Source organism: Dyella jiangningensis (genome assembly GCF_003264855.1).
Lineage (GTDB): Bacteria > Pseudomonadota > Gammaproteobacteria > Xanthomonadales > Rhodanobacteraceae > Dyella > Dyella jiangningensis_C.
The window spans coordinates 113559-130175 of record NZ_NFZS01000003.1; the positions used below are offsets into that span (position 1 = coordinate 113559).

General features: G+C 61.8%; 14 protein-coding genes, 1 tRNA gene and 1 pseudogene. 7 read left to right on the forward strand and 9 right to left on the reverse strand.

What is annotated here, in order from left to right:
• Positions 1-619: 619 nt before the first annotated feature.
• Both CA260_RS12275 and CA260_RS12280 read left to right on the forward strand, forming a co-directional pair.
• Positions 620-2170: a DUF2334 domain-containing protein gene (locus CA260_RS12275; protein ID WP_202864093.1), complete on the forward strand. Its 1551-nt coding sequence runs from the start codon at positions 620-622 to the stop codon at positions 2168-2170.
• A gap of 215 nt (positions 2171-2385) precedes the next feature.
• Positions 2386-2796: a hypothetical protein gene (locus CA260_RS12280; protein WP_146745336.1), complete on the forward strand. Its 411-nt coding sequence runs from the start codon at positions 2386-2388 to the stop codon at positions 2794-2796.
• 42 nt (positions 2797-2838) lie between these two features.
• Here the strand turns inward: CA260_RS12280 and CA260_RS12285 are convergent, their stop codons facing one another.
• Complete coding sequence (locus tag CA260_RS12285; protein WP_172461829.1) at positions 2839-3843, reverse strand: acyltransferase family protein; 1005 nt, start codon at positions 3841-3843, stop codon at positions 2839-2841.
• Between the two features lie 1116 nt (positions 3844-4959).
• Here CA260_RS12285 and CA260_RS12290 point away from each other — a divergent pair.
• The 4 genes from CA260_RS12290 to CA260_RS20930 all read left to right on the forward strand — a co-directional run bounded on the left by CA260_RS12290 (position 4960) and on the right by CA260_RS20930 (position 8189).
• Positions 4960-5271 carry a HigA family addiction module antitoxin gene (locus CA260_RS12290; RefSeq protein ID WP_111983375.1) on the forward strand — a complete coding sequence of 104 codons (312 nt, stop codon included), beginning with the start codon at positions 4960-4962 and terminating at the stop codon, positions 5269-5271.
• 140 nt (positions 5272-5411) lie between these two features.
• On the forward strand, positions 5412-5777 hold the full coding sequence (locus CA260_RS12295) for a hypothetical protein (protein ID WP_111983376.1): 366 nt from the start codon (positions 5412-5414) through the stop codon (positions 5775-5777).
• Between the two features lie 620 nt (positions 5778-6397).
• A complete protein-coding gene (locus CA260_RS20925) occupies positions 6398-6748 on the forward strand; it encodes a hypothetical protein (RefSeq protein ID WP_146745337.1) in 351 nt (116 codons plus the stop codon).
• 124 nt (positions 6749-6872) lie between these two features.
• Complete coding sequence (locus tag CA260_RS20930; protein WP_146745338.1) at positions 6873-8189, forward strand: hypothetical protein; 1317 nt, start codon at positions 6873-6875, stop codon at positions 8187-8189.
• Positions 8190-8286: 97 nt separating this feature from the next.
• On the opposite strand, the pseudogene CA260_RS12300 reads toward CA260_RS20930, so the two are convergent.
• The 4 genes and pseudogenes from CA260_RS12300 to tpiA all read right to left on the reverse strand — a co-directional run bounded on the left by CA260_RS12300 (position 8287) and on the right by tpiA (position 10878).
• Positions 8287-9361 (reverse strand): annotated as a pseudogene (locus CA260_RS12300) (IS3 family transposase).
• A 200-nt stretch (positions 9362-9561) separates the two neighbouring features.
• Positions 9562-9646, reverse strand: a tRNA-Leu gene (locus tag CA260_RS12305).
• Positions 9647-9657: 11 nt separating this feature from the next.
• Positions 9658-10104, reverse strand: a complete 447-nt coding sequence (gene secG / locus CA260_RS12310; protein ID WP_111983377.1) for a preprotein translocase subunit SecG — start codon at positions 10102-10104, stop codon at positions 9658-9660.
• Positions 10105-10128: 24 nt separating this feature from the next.
• Positions 10129-10878 carry a triose-phosphate isomerase gene (gene tpiA, locus CA260_RS12315; RefSeq protein WP_111983378.1) on the reverse strand — a complete coding sequence of 250 codons (750 nt, stop codon included), beginning with the start codon at positions 10876-10878 and terminating at the stop codon, positions 10129-10131.
• 122 nt (positions 10879-11000) lie between these two features.
• On the opposite strand from tpiA, the gene CA260_RS12320 reads away from it, so the two are divergent.
• Positions 11001-11813: an SDR family NAD(P)-dependent oxidoreductase gene (locus CA260_RS12320; RefSeq protein ID WP_111983379.1), complete on the forward strand. Its 813-nt coding sequence runs from the start codon at positions 11001-11003 to the stop codon at positions 11811-11813.
• On the opposite strand, the gene CA260_RS12325 is transcribed toward CA260_RS12320, so the two are convergent.
• The 4 genes from CA260_RS12325 to folP form a co-directional block, all read right to left on the reverse strand.
• Positions 11810-12262, reverse strand: a complete 453-nt coding sequence (locus CA260_RS12325) for a hypothetical protein (protein WP_111983380.1) — start codon at positions 12260-12262, stop codon at positions 11810-11812. The two genes, CA260_RS12320 and CA260_RS12325, sit on opposite strands and share 4 nt — an antisense overlap.
• Before the next feature lie 878 nt (positions 12263-13140).
• Positions 13141-14076, reverse strand: coding sequence for an isopenicillin N synthase family dioxygenase (locus CA260_RS12330; protein ID WP_111983381.1), 936 nt, complete (start codon positions 14074-14076; stop codon positions 13141-13143).
• A gap of 203 nt (positions 14077-14279) precedes the next feature.
• Entirely contained in the window at positions 14280-15632 is a 1353-nt protein-coding gene (glmM, locus tag CA260_RS12335) for a phosphoglucosamine mutase (protein WP_111983382.1), read from the reverse strand.
• 58 nt (positions 15633-15690) lie between these two features.
• Positions 15691-16599 (reverse strand): dihydropteroate synthase, encoded by a 909-nt coding sequence (gene folP, locus CA260_RS12340; protein WP_111983383.1) that lies wholly within the window; start codon positions 16597-16599, stop codon positions 15691-15693.
• Positions 16600-16617 lie beyond the last annotated feature (18 nt).

Below are 16617 nucleotides of genomic sequence, written 5' to 3' on the forward strand. Positions count from 1 at the left end.
GCATCCCTTCCCTAACCCAGGGCAGACAGGGCCCTGGTCGCGGGCGCTCCCTGGCGTCGACCGCGGTCAATCAAGCATCAGTGGCAAATCTCCATCCAATGTCCTGTTTTGAGACATCGATGTTAATTTTCGAGAAATTTATGACACATATCGTGCCAATTAGCACTTGACTAGAAGGCATATTTCGACAAGCGGAATATCTTCGCAACGATCGGCCAGCGTAAGCTCCTCGACGGAAAGCGAGGCTTCCCCACTGCGGGATCAGGGGCCTGGGCAATCGGGATGTGAATCGCGTTCTCGGCCATGCGCGTGTGTCCAACGACCGCGCATCGATTCCGTCCCACAGCGAGGATTTGCCATGACCAGGTTCGCGCCTTTTGCGCCGCGCGCACTCGGGTCCCTCGTGGTCAGCGCCATGCTGACGTTTGCCGCGATTTCAGACCCGACATCCACAGCCAACGCAAGCCCATCGCCTGCTCCGGAGCAAATGCTCGATGCCAGGCAACTTCCTGCACCACCACCGCCACCGAGCGCGGCGCTTCCGACAAAGAAAGCGACAACCGCTTCCTTGGCAACCCGACCCTCCACGACAGCAGGCACCAGGACGGTTTCGTCCAACGTGCAGCTACTCGCCGCAGCGACTACCGCGACCAATTCGTTTGCCGGCGCGCCGGGCTCCAACGCGAACCAGAACACGCTGGTTCTCTATGACAGCACCGGCCAATGGGGTTGGCTTGGCGAGGATTACGGCATCATGGCCGCCAACCTGGTGAGCCACGGCAGCAAGTACACCGTACACGCGGCGGTCAACTACGTTGCCGGCGAGATCAACAGCTATACCGGCCTCGTCTATGTCGGCTCGACCTATGACGAACCGCTTCCCACGGCGTTGCTCGATGACGTGCTGGCCACCACCAAGCCCGTGCTGTGGATGGGCGACAACATCTGGCAGCTTTCCGCGCGCGCGACGAACTTCGCCACGCAGTACGGCTTCACGCCGATGTTCTTCGATTTCACCAACACACTGACGGTGACTTACAAGGGCGTGGCACTGCAGCGCAATGCGGCGGCCGTACCGTCGGGCCTCCTGCAGACCGTCATCAACGACACCACCAGGGCGCAGGCGATTGCCGTCGCCACCAACGATACCGGCGGTACGGTGAACTGGGCGACGAAGGGCGCCAACCTCACCTACATCGGCGAGGTTCCCTTCAGCTATACCGGCCCCAACGATCGCTATCTCGCTGCGATCGATCTGCTTGGCACGGTATCCAACCCCACCATGCTGGCACGCAAGCGGGCACTGGTACGCATCGAAGACGTGAGCGCGGACGATAGTCCCACGCAGCTGCGTGCCATTGCCGACTATCTCTACAGCAAGAACGTGCCCTTCACCGTCGCGGTGATTCCGTTCTACGTCGATCCGAACGGCTATTACAACAACGGCGTGCCCGTGGCATTGCATCTGCGCCAGGTGACCGGCGTGGTCAACGCCCTGAAGTACATGCAATCCAGGGGTGGAACGCTGATCATGCACGGCTACACGCACCAGTATTCCAACATCGCCAACCCCTACAGCGGCGTCAGCGCCGACGACTTCGAGTTCTATCGCGCACACATCAGCTCGACCAACTATGTGGTCTATGACACGCCCGTCGCCGAAGATTCCATGTCATGGACGCAGGGCCGCATCCAGAAGGGCTTGCTCGAATTCTCCAACGCGGGCTTCCAGGCGCCGACCATCTTCGAACCGCCGCATTACGCCGCATCGGCCATCGACTACCAGGTGTTCAACGCCTCGTTTACCGCACGCTACGACCGCGGCCTTTATGCCACCGGATGGTGCCCCAACGGTGTCTGCGGCACGGGAACGCCGAACTACACGCAGATCTACGGCCAGTTCTTCCCTTACCTGGTGCGCGACATCTACGGCACCGTGGTCATTCCGGAGCAACTCGGCAATGTCGAACTGACGACGTTCAACAACAACCCGCCGCGTTTCCCGGCCGATATCCTGTTGAGCGCCCAGAACAATACGGTGATCAAGGACAGCGTGATGAGCTTCTTCTTCCATCCCTACCTCGATATCAATTACCTGAAGCAGATCGTGCAGGGACTGCAATCCATGGGCTATACCTTCGTGCCTGCCAACACCGTCAAGCAGGGCTGATCCATACGACCGCCGGTCGCCGGGAGGGCGACCGGCCATGTGGCATGCAAGGCATTGCACTTCGCCACTCCCCCAAGACACGCCTCTTTCAACAGCACTTCCTGCCTAAACCGCTCAAGGGGCAAGGCCCAAGCCGGAAGCAACCACCAGCCATCGCGCTGGTGCAACCTGCCGGAGCGGCCGTATCTCCTGACGAAACGGGAAGGAAAGTGTTCATGTCCCCTCCCTTCTCCATGAACCTCCCGGTGCTGCGCTCGGGGCACCCGGGCACGTTCGTCCATATCGAGGGTGACCGATCGCCGACCGGCATCTGCAGTCTCGCCGTCACCGAAAGCGGCCGCTGCTACATATGCGCGGCGAAGGATTTCTTCGACGCACTCAAGGCCATCCGCCTCATCCTCGAGGCACGCGACATCCAGGTGCTCTGCAACGGTTCGAGGGAAGACGTGTGGCCTTCACCCGGGTCGCGACGAACGGATGCCGGCCTGGTGGCCTACGTCTGCAGGCCGGGCAAGTTCGCCACCGAAGCCGTACAGATCTTCGAGGACGCCAGCGAGTCCTCGCACGTTTCCGTTTCCAGGCAGGAAGCCTATGCGAGGCGGTGGCAGGCATCGGTCGGCCGGTAACCGCCGCGCATCACGCCGCCGCCTCGGCCTGCCCCATGCTGGTCAATCGAGAGGAATGGCCTCTGGCTCGGCCTTCAGCCTGGGCGCCCGATATCGGGCCACCAACCAACGCCCCATCCGGTTGAACGGAAGCTCCACGCCGCGATGCATGATGGCCGCAAGCACGACGGTGGCGGGAATGCCCAGCAGCGCCGATGCGATGTCACCGAGCGAGGGCATCAGCGCCGTGATGATTTCACGTACCGGCACGTGGATCAGGTAAAGCGGATAACTGATGCGGCCGAGCGCGCACAGCACCGGCTGCTTGATGTCCAGGCGCATGAAGACGATGAAGAGCCCGACGCCCACCGCATAGCCCAGCATGAATCGCAAAGGCGTTTCGCCGAACCCCCAGTCCTTGCGATAGGCGAGATAAAAGCATCCCAGCATGATCGCGCAGACACTCGACAGGATGTACCTCAGCTGCCTGCCCGACAGGAACCCGGCATGCCGGTGGTGATAGAACACGAAGCTCGCGAACATCACGACCAGGCTGAAAGCCGGCGCGACCGGCGTTTTCAATGAAAGCACGGCACGCGGAACGGCCATCAGGATAGACAGCGCACACAAGCCGAACAGGCACCACAGGCTCGCACGCGGATCAGCGATCCGCCCCGTCACCATCAGGACGGCGATGAGCACATAGAAAAGGATCTCGATCTGCAGCGTCCAGTAGACCCCGACCACGTCATGCACGCCCATGAACCGCTGCGCCATCGTGATGTTCGCCAACAGGTCGCCAAGAGCGACGGGAACCGCGAAGACCGCGAGGATCAGTGACAGCCAATAGGCCGGATAGAGCCGGAACGCACGAGTGATCGCGAACTGAAACACGCTCGTGCGCGAATGCAGCACCGACCACGGAATGATGTATCCGCTGATGCAGAAGAACGCAACGACACCCATCGTCCCGGGATCGATGTGCGCCGCGAAAGGCCCGAGGTCTGCAATCCTGAAGTAGTGCCGGATGAGAACAAGGATCGCCGCGGCCCCGCGCAACGCATCCATCCATTCAAATCGACGTTCCTTCGTACAGGTCATCACCCTGCGTCTTGTGAATCGCGGCTCGACGGATTCTCTTCACCGACAGATGAACGTAAGGTCACCAAGGTGCATGCGACAGGTGATGGATGATGCGCGAGCACATCGATCAACGCGACCACACAGGCACGCATCGCGAAGACACACACCCCATCCATGCAACGCCTCCACGAAACGCACAGCCACCCGCCCCTCTTATGCCGGCCACTCTTATGTAGGAGCCCACCCAGTGGGCGACCGCACCCCGTCAACATCACCCCGGTATCCACTGTCGCGAATACCTACTTCTCGCCACGAAAACGCTGCGGATGAGCAACAGAAGGAAACCACGATCAACGCGCCCGTCTTGATGACCAAACCCGGGAATCGCCCTGACATCCCACCAGCAGCCGCCGTCATGCCCACCCTCGCCCAGACGGACACTCATCTCGCCCAACCCTGACAGACGATGCCCACCCTGCTTGTTAGGGTCAGGCCGTCATTCGCGCTGTCTTTTCGCAGGGCCTCGCGAATGACCATGACCACAGTCATGAGGCGCGGGCCGTGAGTGCGCCAACACCCACGACCCGCTAACCATCACCAACTACACGGAAGTTGATCATGGCTACCCACGATCATACGGGACGCATTCGCTCGTCCGTTCTCCCTGACGGCACCCTCACTCCTCCCATTGGCGACGTACCACACCCATGTGCGGCGTGGCCCGAAACGCTTCGTTCCTGCACGCGCGGTGACATCGCCCTGGCGGTGCTCGCCCTCGCGCGATTGCGTCATGACAGCGAGCAATGCTGCAAGGCGCAGGCGCGGGGATTCCCCGGCAGGCCGCTGGAATGGCCGCTTTCCAAGGCTGCCACGGCCAGCCTGGGCACGGCCATCCGCTGCCTCCAGCAGTACGCTCGCCTGCTCGGCCACGAGCTCCGAGTGAACACGCCACGCGTCCGATGATCGCCATCGCGGCGCATCGGCCGACACGGCGATGCGCCGCATCTGGCGATCACTGACATAGCCACCAGGCATTCACCGACACGAGCGGCTGCAAGCGCCCGCCCGCTCTACAGTCGTGCCTGACAAGGAAACGAAGCCATGGACCTGATCCAGCTCACCCCACGCATGGACGTGGACCCTTCAGTGCACCTGCGCTCCCCCGGCGAAGTGCTGCTGCTCGACTACATGCTCCCGGCTACCATCAACCCCTCGCAACTTGCCCGCCGCACCGGCATCCGGGCCTTGCATCTCAGGGAAATCCTCACCGACGCACGACCCATGACTCCCCGCCACGCGATACGCCTCGCCCTTGTGCTGGACACATCCCCGCTCTATTGGCTGGTGCTGCAGGCGCGCCACGACCTGGCCCGCGAGGCGCAACGCGACGCCACGCTCAGTGGCTGGATGTGAGCGCCCGGCAACAGTGCGGCGCTAGCAATAAAGGCAAAATGTGTTATCAGGAAAACTTTCATTCCCTCATCGACTAGCCGCTCAAGGCGCCAGCCGATGGCATGCCCCGATACCTAGCCAAGACTCGTAAGGAAACCCCTGTGACGACCAAGAAGTTCGCCATCCTCGCCTCCGCCCTGCTCGCCGGCTGCGCCAGCTCGGGCACGAAAGTGGATCCCCGCGTCGTCAGCACGTTCCAGCCCGGCATAACGACCATCGCCCAGGTAGAAGCCCAGCTCGGCAAGCCGAACGCATCGACCCGCCTCCCCGACGGCAGCATCCAGATCGTCTACGCCTACACGCACAAGCAAGGCAGCGGCAGCTGGATCCCCTTCGTCGGCGCCTTCCGCGGCCACGCCGACGCAAACACCGTGACCGAGTCCCTCACGTTCGATCAGACCGGGTTGTTCGTCCAGGCCGCGTCATCAACTACGCAGGCTCAGCCGGACACGCTGTCCAGCAAGTGAGCGAAAGCGAGACCCGGCCCGCGAAGGCCGCCATCCGGGAAAACATGGCCAGGGTCAAACTCCGCTTTTCAGGTCACCCCATCGGCGCCGAGGTGATCACTCTAGATCGCGACGACAACGCCGTGCTGGTAGCCGAATAGAGGCACTCCGCTGGAGTGCTAGGAAGCGCGACTTACGAAGCCAACGAGAATCACCGATCTTGCGTGGATCGTCCGCCGCAATGGAATCTCGCACTTGGAGATCATGCTCGAAGATATGAAGGTTCGGCCGGCCGCCAGCTACATCCAATGGAAGAAAGGCATGAATCATCATCTTGAACGATGGGTTGCCTCACGCTGGAAGCGGACGATTCCCGATTGAGGCGTCGAAGATCCACGCGGGCGCACAAGTCGCTAGACTTGGCGCGGAGAAAACACCGGCTAGCGACAGGCCTAGGTCGGGAGTTTCGCAAAAGCTCTGATCACTATATGCGACGACCTCGCGAAGTGACGAAACTCACGTTTTTGAGCACTCACACCTAGCCATGCGAGCTATCACTTCTTTCTAGATTGCTCGACCTTCAAGCGTCCTGCACGGTGACAATGCTCACTCCATCGACGAGCACTCACCAAGGGGATTCCATGAACAGTCGTGTCAAGACCATGTCTCTCGGATTTCTGGCGGCTTCCTTCGCCTTCACAACACAGATCGCTTCGGCGCAGACGGTGGTCGGGCCTGTCACCATCAAAGGAATTACGACGGGGTGGGGGGGGGACTTTTTCGGTGTTTCTACAGGCACCACGGCAGCCAATCCCGCGAATTGCCCGACAGCAGACACCTACTCATCGAGCAGTGTCGAATCAGGATATCGAACCTACCTCGCCGCAGCCCTCACCGCTCTTTCAAACGGGCAGAGCGTGACCATCGTTGTAGACAATGTCAGCTGCTCAAATAATCGGCCGAAACTCATCGGCCTGAACATAAGCGCCTAGTCCAGACGCCCGAAACCTAAGCGTCTGCATGTGAGCGTGACGCTAGGTCGGCGTGATCCGAGCAATGCGTGAATGCTGCAATTTGGGCAGCCCCGCCTCGCGTTCGAACGATTGAGGAGACGACATGCGATTCCGATCAATTCTGGCAGGATTCCTGCTGGTATTGCCCTACGCGGTTTCAGCGCAAGCGACGCAAAAGTACTTCGGCTATTTCTACAACGACGTTTCAGCGGCGACTGTCAATAATCAAGATAGTCCGCAGACCGCTCTCAGCGAAAACTACGGTCATATCACGCTCAATCATATCGATGACTGGGGTGGTGCCACCGATGCAACTGGCTTGTCTGAATCCAATAGAAAATTGTTTAAGGGCCTAGCTGAGGCAAAATCGCTTGGCGTCAAAGCCATGATTACAGCGGCGCCTTTTGTGTTTCTTTACACCGGCGATCTTCAGCACACGGGTGTATGGGTCAATGACCCGAACGCGGCGAAAAAATGGTCAGCGCTAGTAGATCAACTTGTGAGCAATGGCTACTTGGTTCCAGGAAATCCCCCACTAAGCACCGTTGCTGCAATCTATGTTGTTGATGAGCCAAGTGGGTCTGGCTTGGCAGATCAGAACAATCAGCCCAATCCAGCTCTTGCCAACGCCATTTCGGCGATCAGAGGCGATGTGCGTACTACATCGATTCCACTTGCTTCAATCATGGCTGATACGGCAAGACAATCGTTCAACGACATACAGGCAGGCATCAAGTTATTTGACTGGGTAGGCTTTGATAACTATTCGCTATCCCAATCTGCCTGGGACGGTACGTACAACAATTTGCGCAGTAAGTTATCCGTCAATCAAAGAACAATCCTCGTGCCGCTTGCAGATAGTTGTGATGGCTCGTCGCCCCAAGATCCAGACTTGTTTTTCACGAAAAGTCAGTCGAGCGAAGTTGCGCTACTCATGCCTTTCCATTGGTGGTCAAGGACTGGCTGCTTTGGCGTTAGGGACATTCCGTCTATAAGAAGTAAGTACGAAGAGATCGGACTGGCCTTTAAAGAGTCTACGAATCCCGTCATTGGAGCCATTGATAAGCCTAGGGGGGCATTAATTACAGGCTGGGCATGCAACAGCGGAATTTCGACATCCATCAGCGTAGACCTATATGTAGGAGGCCTTGCAGGTGGAGGTGGCGTTGCAGTTGGACGCTACCCGGCAAATCTGGCAAGCGACCCATCCGTCTCAACCTCATGCCAAGTAGGCAGTAGCGCCTTCAACTTCAAAATTGTTGTTCCGGCCAATATTCGCCACCAATATCGAGGACAGCCCTTCTACGTGTACGGGATATCAGGTTTCGGCGGTGACAACCCAACGCTGACGAATGCGGGCATGTACAACATACAGAACCCGAACTCAGGTCCTGTGGTAACCGAGCTTTTTGACGATTAAGCGATTATCTTCGGTGGAAAACCCGTAGCTTCTCTGTGACACGGAAGCTACGTGCGACGCCCCCGCTTTGAGTAGCGGGTCCGTTTGGAGTCCGGAGTTACTTTAACTGCTTGGCGTAGGCGGCGGGTGTCAGTCCGACCAACGCCTTCTTCGGCCGCTCCTCGTTGTATTCGCGTCGCCAGCGTTCGATCTCGGTGCGGGCGTGCAGCAGGCTCGTGAACCAGTGCTCGTTAAGGCATTCGTCGCGGAGACGGCCGTTGAACGATTCGATGTACGCGTTCTGGTTCGGCTTGCCCGGCTCGATCAGACGTAATTGCACGCCGCGTTCGTGCGCCCAGGCGACCATTGCCTTGCCGCAAAACTCCTTGCCGTTGTCGGTGCGGATCGTCTTGGGCAGGCCGCGACTGTGCGCCAGGCGGTCCAGCACGCGCGTCACGCCCGTGCCGGAGATCGCTCGCTCGACTTCGATGCCCACCGATTCATGCGTGGCGTCATCGACTACCGTCAGGCACTTGAGTACGCGAGCTTCGGCGGTTCGGTCGAACACGAAATCCATCGACCACACCTCGTTGGCAGTCGACGGACGCAACAACGGTTGCCGATCCGATACCGGCACCTTCTTGCGCTTGCGTCGACGCACCTGCAGCCGCTCTTCCTGATACAGCCGCTCCACGCGCTTGTAATTCACGGGTGCGCCTTCCTGCCGAAGCTTCAGATGGATCAAGCCCACGCCGTAGCGCTTATGCCGCTGCGCTAGCGCCACGATGCATTGCCGAAGGTCCACGTTGTGGTCCGGACGCGGCGCGTAGCGATAGGCGCTGGCGCTCATGCCCACGATACGTAACGAGCGCCGCTCGCTCAGTCCATGATCGATCATCTGGCGCACCAACGAGCGTCGGGCCGGTGCGCCTACGGTTTTTTCGCAGGACGTCCTTAATCACCTCGTTCTCAAGCATCTGCTCGGCCAGCAGCTTCTTCAGCCGCGTGTTCTCCGTCTCCAGCTCCTTCAGGCGCTTGGCGTCCGGCACGCTCATGCCGCCGAACTTGCTGCGCCACAGCTAATAGGAGGCTTCGCTGAAACCGTGCTGACGACACAGCTCCTTGATCGGCAGGCCGGCATCCGCCTCACGCAGAAAGCCAATGATCTGTTCTTCGGAAAAGCGCTTCTTCACGTCCAATCTCCATCGGTTGAGGGATTGGACTCCAAATTGCCGTGCTACTCAAAATCGGGGGGACGTCGCCCCCCCCAAGAATCCACGCGCTTTCAAGGGACGGCATGGGACGATTCTGGACAATCAGGCATAAAAAAGCCCGCCTATTGGCGGGCTTTTTTATTGTTTCCGGACAGTAGCAACGTCCCGAAATCTACATATGGTGCCCAAGGGGGGACTCGAACCCCCACGCCTCTCGGCGCTACCACCTCAAGGTAGTGCGTCTACCAATTCCGCCACCTGGGCAGGTGTCTTGCTTAGTTCTTCTTCGGTTCCGTCGCGGGCGGCACATCGCTGGCGGCCTTGGCCGGAGCGGTGGCTGCCGGGACGTCACCCTGGCCTGCCGGCTCCGTGGCCTGCGGGATTTCCGCGTTGGCCGGAGCGGCGGGCTGCGCATTCTGCGTTGCGGCCGGCTTGTTGGCAAGACCGGACATCACGCCGAGATCGCTACCGTTGGAACTCTGCGGTGCACCGTGATGGCCGAGGTAGATACCCATGCCAAGGCTGAGCGCAAAGAACAGTGCGGCGAGCACACCCGTGGTGCGGGTGAGGAAGCTCGACGAGCCGCGCGCACCGAACACGGTGGCGGAAGCACCGCCGCCGAAACCGGAGCCCGCGTCCGCGCCGGCGCCGCGCTGCATGAGGATCAGCACGATCATCGCCGCGGCGATCAAGATGTAGAAGACGCTGAAGATGACGAACATGGTTCTCTAAAGAGTCCGTAGCGCTTAGTGCGCCGCAGCGCAGATTCCCAGGAAATCGGCAGCCGCCAGCGAGGCGCCCCCGATCAATCCTCCATCCACGTCCGACTGCGCGAACAAGTCCGCAGCATTCGCCGCTTTGACACTGCCGCCATAAAGCAGCCGGGTCAGACGGGCAATCATAGCATCTTCTTTTTCGAGTTGGCTACGGATGAATGCATGCACATGCTGTGCCTGCTCCGGCGTGGCGGTGCGGCCGGTGCCAATGGCCCAGATCGGCTCATAGGCAATGACGGCGGTATCGAAGCTGGCGATGCCGTTGTGCTCGATCACGGCCTTGAGCTGGCGGGCCACGACCGCTTCGGTGAGATTGGCGTCGCGCTCCGCCAACGTCTCGCCCACGCAGAGGATCGGGGTGAGCCCGCCGGCGCGTGCCGCGGCAAACTTGTGCGCGACCTTCTTGTCGGTCTCGTGATGGTATTGGCGGCGCTCGGAATGGCCCACGATGGCCCATTGCGCGCCCACGTCGGCCAGCATCGCGGCCGACACTTCGCCGGTATAGGCGCCCTGCCCGTCGTGTTCGCTCACATCCTGCGCGCCGAAGCCCAGGCCGGAACCGGCATGCTGGATGGCCAGTTCGCCCAGGTACGGGAATGGCGGAAACACGGCCACGTCGATGGCGGACGGCAGCGCAGCAACGATATCGCCGACCAGGGCGGTGGCCATGCTGCGGCTACCATGCATCTTCCAGTTGCCCGCCACGAGCTTCTTGCGCATATCGCTATTCCGTTGCGTGTAAACCCGAAAGCATAGCGATCGACCTTGCCATCGGCAATGCCAGCATCGACAACCCATTGCCTGCAGGGCAAAAATCCACCAAACCACAAGGAGACCAGTTGATGCCGCCAGCCCGCCCACTCACGCTAGTCACTGGCGCTTCCGCCGGCATCGGCGCCGCCTTTGCCCGCGACCTGGCGGCGCGTGGCCACGATCTCATACTGACGGCCCGGCGTGCGGACCGCCTGGAATCGCTGGCCGATGAGCTGCGGACCCGGCACGGCTCGACGGTGACCGTGCTTCCCGCCGACCTGGCGGACCCGCAGGCGGTCAAGGCGCTATGCGAAGCGATCGCGCAACGTGGTCTGGCGGTGGACTGGCTGATCAACAACGCCGGCTACGGCGTGCCGGGGACCTTCGAGGCGAACGACTGGGCCACCCACGAGGCCTTCATCCGCGTGCTGATGACGGCGCCGGCCGAATTGGCCTGGCGCCTGTTGCCCGGCATGCGGCAACGCGGTTATGGCCGCATCATCAACGTGGCCTCGCTGGCTGGCCATGTACCGGGATCCGCCGGACACACGCTTTACGCGGCAAGCAAGGCCTACCTGATCAAGTTCTCGCAATCGCTCGCGTTGGAGAACCGGCACGTGGGTGTGCATGTCAGTGCGCTGTGCCCGGGCTTCACATGGTCGGAATTCCACGACGTGACCGGTACGCGCGAACTGATGAACAAACTGCCGAGGTTCATGTGGCAGACCGCCGAGGCCGTGGTGCGCGAAGGCTACGATGCCGTCGAGCGCGGCGAGATCGTGCACGTGACGGGCGGCGTCAATCGCTTCATCAAGGCGCTGACCAAGTTGCTGCCCGATCGACTGGCGCTCTGGCTGTCAGCACGCGAGTCGAAGCGATACCGCGCGCTGGAAGCGAATTAATTGGCCGCGCCGTGGCGCGAGCAATGCAACGTATCGCCGATGACGAAGGCTCCTTGCTTCTCCACTTCCCAATCAATGCGGAGGCCGTCATGGCCTTCGCGTACATAGGTGAAGCGCTGGGCCGGCTTGACGTCCGCCGCTGAGCTCCAGACCAGTCGTTCGTCCTTCCAGCCTGCCGAGGAGAACAGGCGCGCACCGCCGAAGCTGTCGAGGATGGTTGCGTTGTAGCGCTGGTTCTTGGCGTCGAAACCCCAGGCTTCGAGTGCGTGATAGAGCGCGGGCGCCGACGTGTCGTCGTGGTGTTTGACGAGGGCCTTGCCATCGAGGTCGAGTGCGAAGCGCACGTTGGAATCGATCGTCTTGCCGCTGGCGGGGAATACGCCGTGGCATGTCCACGTTCCCTGCAGGTCGGCGAAGTCGCGGAAGGCGGCGTCGATGGGCGAGGCCATGGCGCTGCCGCTGAGTAGGCCGACTAGACACGCGAAAGGCGCGAGACGCATGGGGGAGCTCTCCTTGGCGGAGAGTTGAGGGTAATGGCGAGTTCAGCGCTGCGGATCGACCACAAGTCATGCGTGGTCGAGGTACAGCGAAGCGTTGAGGCTAGATTGGCCCCTCACCCTGACCCTCTCCCCCGGAAGGGGAAAGGGAGAAGGCGGCGGTATCCCAAAGGCTCCCTCATTACACGACGAAGTTGCCTTAAGTCCTCTTCGCTAGGACGCGTTTTGCGGTGTAGCCGCTCCGCTCGAGGTAGTAACGAGCGCACCAAGACTGGCCTCAGTCTTCCGACGCTTCTATCCCACGTACTGCTACGAGCCTTGGCTCTGAAGGCCGTTTTCTTTGGGTTACTTTTCTTTGACTCCGGGCGTTCCGCCCTCCGCCCTTCGGGCCGGCTTCGCCGTTCGCACGCAAAAAGCGCGTGCGTGGGCCAGCAAAAGAAAAGTGACTCGGCGGCCGGCAGGCCGTCGAAACGCCCGCTGCGTAAGCGGCAATCTAGCGAAAGCACGGCAACCGAAGGCGACACCTGCTCTCAACACAACAACAACCATCCAGACCGGGGCGAAAGGCTGTCGCGCACAGGGTGCACTCCTACAGACAGAGCGGTGGGGCGTTGAACTGAGGCGGGGTCAATCGCGCACTGGGTGCGCTCCTACAGGTAGAGCGGTGGGGGCGTTGAACTGAGGCGGGGCCAATCGCGCACTGGGTGCGCTCCTACAAAAGGGCAGGAAAGCGAAGCGGCTAGGGAATATGCGAAGCGCAAAAGCAACTTGCCCTCTCCGTGAAGCACAGAGAGGGCAAGGAAACACAGAGAGGCAAGCGAGCGATCGGATCAGATCAGCTTGATTTCGCGCAGGCGCTGCAGCAGGTACTCGTGCGACGTGATGCTGGTGTCGTAACGGCTCGGGTTGTCGGCCGTGATCGTCTGCGGCAGCGGATCAAGCACTACGTCCGGGTTCGGATGCAGGAAGTACGGCACCGAGTAACGCGGCTTGCGGGCGTTGTCGTTCTGCGGGTTCACCACGCGGTGCGAGGTGGACGGGTACACGTGGTTGGTCAGGCGCTGCAGCATGTCGCCGATGTTCACCACGATGGCGTCGCCCTCGGTGGTGATGGGCAGCCACTCGCCTTCGCGCGTGAGCACTTCCAGGCCTTCCGCGCTGGCGCCGACCAGCAGCGTGATGAAGTTGATGTCTTCATGCGCGCCGGCGCGGACGTTGGGGATGTTGTCTTCGGTGATCGGCGGGTAGTGGATCGGGCGCAGGATGGAGTTGCCCTGGTCGATCTTGTCGTCGAAGAAGTGCTCGGGCAGGTCGATGTGCAGGGCCAGCGCGCGCAGCACGCGCGAGCCGAGCTGGTCCAATGCCTCGAACAGGCCGTAGCCATTCTGCTTGAAGTTCGAGATTTCTTCCGGCCAGATGTTCGGCGGCATGACATCCGCGAACTTCGAGTCGCGGGAAATCTCGCGACCGATATGCCAGAACTCCTTGAGGTCGGCGTGCTTGCTGTCCTTCGCCGTTTCCACCTTGTACGGCGTGTAGCCGCGCGCGCCACCGGAGCCGGCGATGTGGTACTTCATCTTGGTTTCGGTCGGCAGCGCGAAGAAACGCTGGAAGGCGTCGTAGGCGCCGTCGATCAGTTCGCGCGGAATGCCGTGGCCGCTGATGCAGCAGAAGCCGAACTCGCGATAGGCGTTGCCCAGTTCGGAGACGAAAGCGGCGCGGTCGGTGTCGTATCGACGGATGTCGAGGGTTGGAACTTTCTTCATGGCTAGTCCACAGGGAGTGCGTGCGGTCCATTTGGAGGCTGCTCAACATCTCCGTGTAGCCTGCGCTGGGCCAGAAGCCCAACCCGCAAGCCGGCGCGGGCTGCATGGAGATGTCGAACAGACTCTTTAATCCGCCACCGCAGGGGCGGGGCACGTCGGGCCAATCCTTGGCGACCTGGGTGTAGAGCTCAGCTCTTACAGGCTCACGAGCGTTCAGCCGCGGATTTTACGACATCGGCCAGCCTTTCGGCCAACTGTCGGACTTCGCCCTCGTCCGCGGCTTCGACCGTGACACGGACCACCGGCTCGGTGCCCGAGGCGCGCAGCACGACGCGGCCCCGACCGGCCAGGGCCAGCTCGATCTCGGCCAGCGCCTCGCGCACCGCGTTGCCGTCCAACGCCTCGCGGGCGCCGTCGGCGCGGACGTTGATCATGGTCTGCGGCATCTTCTGCATGCCCTGGCGCGCCTCGGTCAGGCTCTGGCCGGTCTGCTTCAACGCCTCCAGCACGGCCAGCGCGGCCACGATGCCGTCGCCCGTGGTGGCGCGATCCAGGCAAAGGATGTGGCCGGAGGTCTCGCCGCCGAGGTTGCCGTTGTGCTGCTTGAGCTGCTGCAGCACGTAGCGGTCGCCGACGTTCGCGCGGATCAGCGGCACATCCAGCTTCGACAGCGCCAGCTGCAGGCCGTAGTTGCTCATCAGGGTGCCGACCACCGGGCCTTCGAGCTGGCCGTTGGCATGCCAGGCGTTGGCCAGCACGTAGAGGATGTCGTCGCCGTCCGCCAGCTCGCCGTTGCGGTCGACCAATTGCACGCGATCGCCATCGCCATCGAAGGCGATGCCGATGTCCGCGCCCTGCTCCAGCACCGCGAGCTGCAGGGCCTGCGGATGGGTGGAGCCGACGTCACGATTGATGTTGAAGCCGTCCGGCTTGTCGCCGATCGTGGCCACTTGTGCGCCCAGTTCGGTGAACACCTTCGGCGCCACCTGGTAGGTCGCGCCGTTGGCGCAATCGAGCGCGATCTTCATGCCACGCAGGCTGAAATTCTCGTCGACGGTGGATTTGCAGAATTCGGCATAGCGCGTCACCGCATCGGCCACGCGAATGGCCTTGCCCAGCCGCTCGGACGGCACCGTGGTGAACTCGAGTTCCAGTTCCTGCTCGATGGCCAGCTCGATCTCGTCGGAGAGCTTCTCGCCGTCGGCCGAAAAGAACTTGATGCCGTTGTCGTGGTGAGGATTGTGCGAAGCGCTGATGACGATGCCGGCATCCGCGCGCAGCGAACGCGTCAGGAAGGCAACGGCGGGCGTGGGCATCGGGCCGAGCAGGCCCACGTCCGTTCCTGCGGCGACCAGCCCGGCTTCGAGCGCCGCTTCGAACATGTAGCCCGACACGCGGGTGTCCTTGCCGATCAGCACCTTCGGCCGCGGATGGCCCTGGCGCGACAGCACCACGCCCACGGCGCGCCCAAGCCTCAGCATGAAGTCCGCGCTGATGGGCCATTCACCGACCAGGCCGCGAATACCGTCGGTTCCAAAATACTTGCGTTGCGTCATGGCTGCACTCCAAAGGCTCGCGCAGTCGCCGCGCGTTCCTTGCCTTTATCCAGTCGTGTTATTCGTCGTCCGGCCAACGTGGCGCGGACGGCTTGGTATCCCGGCGGACCGGGGTATCCCCAGCCTGTACTGCATGCCACACGGCCAGCGCGTCGACGGTGGCCGCCACGTCATGAACGCGAACCATGCGCGCACCACGCTGAACCGCAACAAGCGCCGCGGCCACCGAACCGGCTGCCCGTTCAGCGGGCACTTGGCGTCCGGTGATCGCACCGATCATCGACTTGCGCGACAGGCCCACGTACACGCCGCTGCCAAGGTTGGCGAATCGTTCCAACGCGCGCAGCAGCGCCAGGTTGTGGTCCAGCGTCTTGCCGAAGCCGAAGCCCGGATCGACCATCACTTTCCGGCGATCGATGCCGGCCAGCTCGCAGGCGAACAGGCGGTCCGTCAAGAAACGGTGTACGTCGCCGACGACGTCGTCGTAATGCGGATCGTCCTGCATGCTGCGCGGCTCGCCGAGCATGTGCATCAGGCACACCGGCACGCCCAGCTCGGCCACCGCATCCAGGGCGCCATCGCGGCGCAGCGCGTAGACGTCATTGATCATGCCAGCGCCAGCCGCCACCGCGGCGCGCATCACTTCCGGCTTGGAGGTGTCGATGGCCAGCGGCACGCTGGTCTTCGCCGCCAGCCGTTCCAGCACGGGCACGACACGGCTCAGCTCGTCTTCCACCGACACGTCGTCGGCACCGGGGCGGGTGGACTCACCGCCGATGTCCAGCATGTCCGCGCCCTCTTCCACCATGCGCAAGCCATGCGCGACGGCCTCGTCGACGCTGCCATGGCTGCCGCCGTCGGAGAAGGAATCGGGAGTGACGTTGAGAATGCCGACCACGCGTGGCCGATCGAGCTTGAGCGGCCGCCCGGCGCAGTCGAGCACGGGAGCAAACAGATCAAGGGACATGATGACTCCCGTGGATGC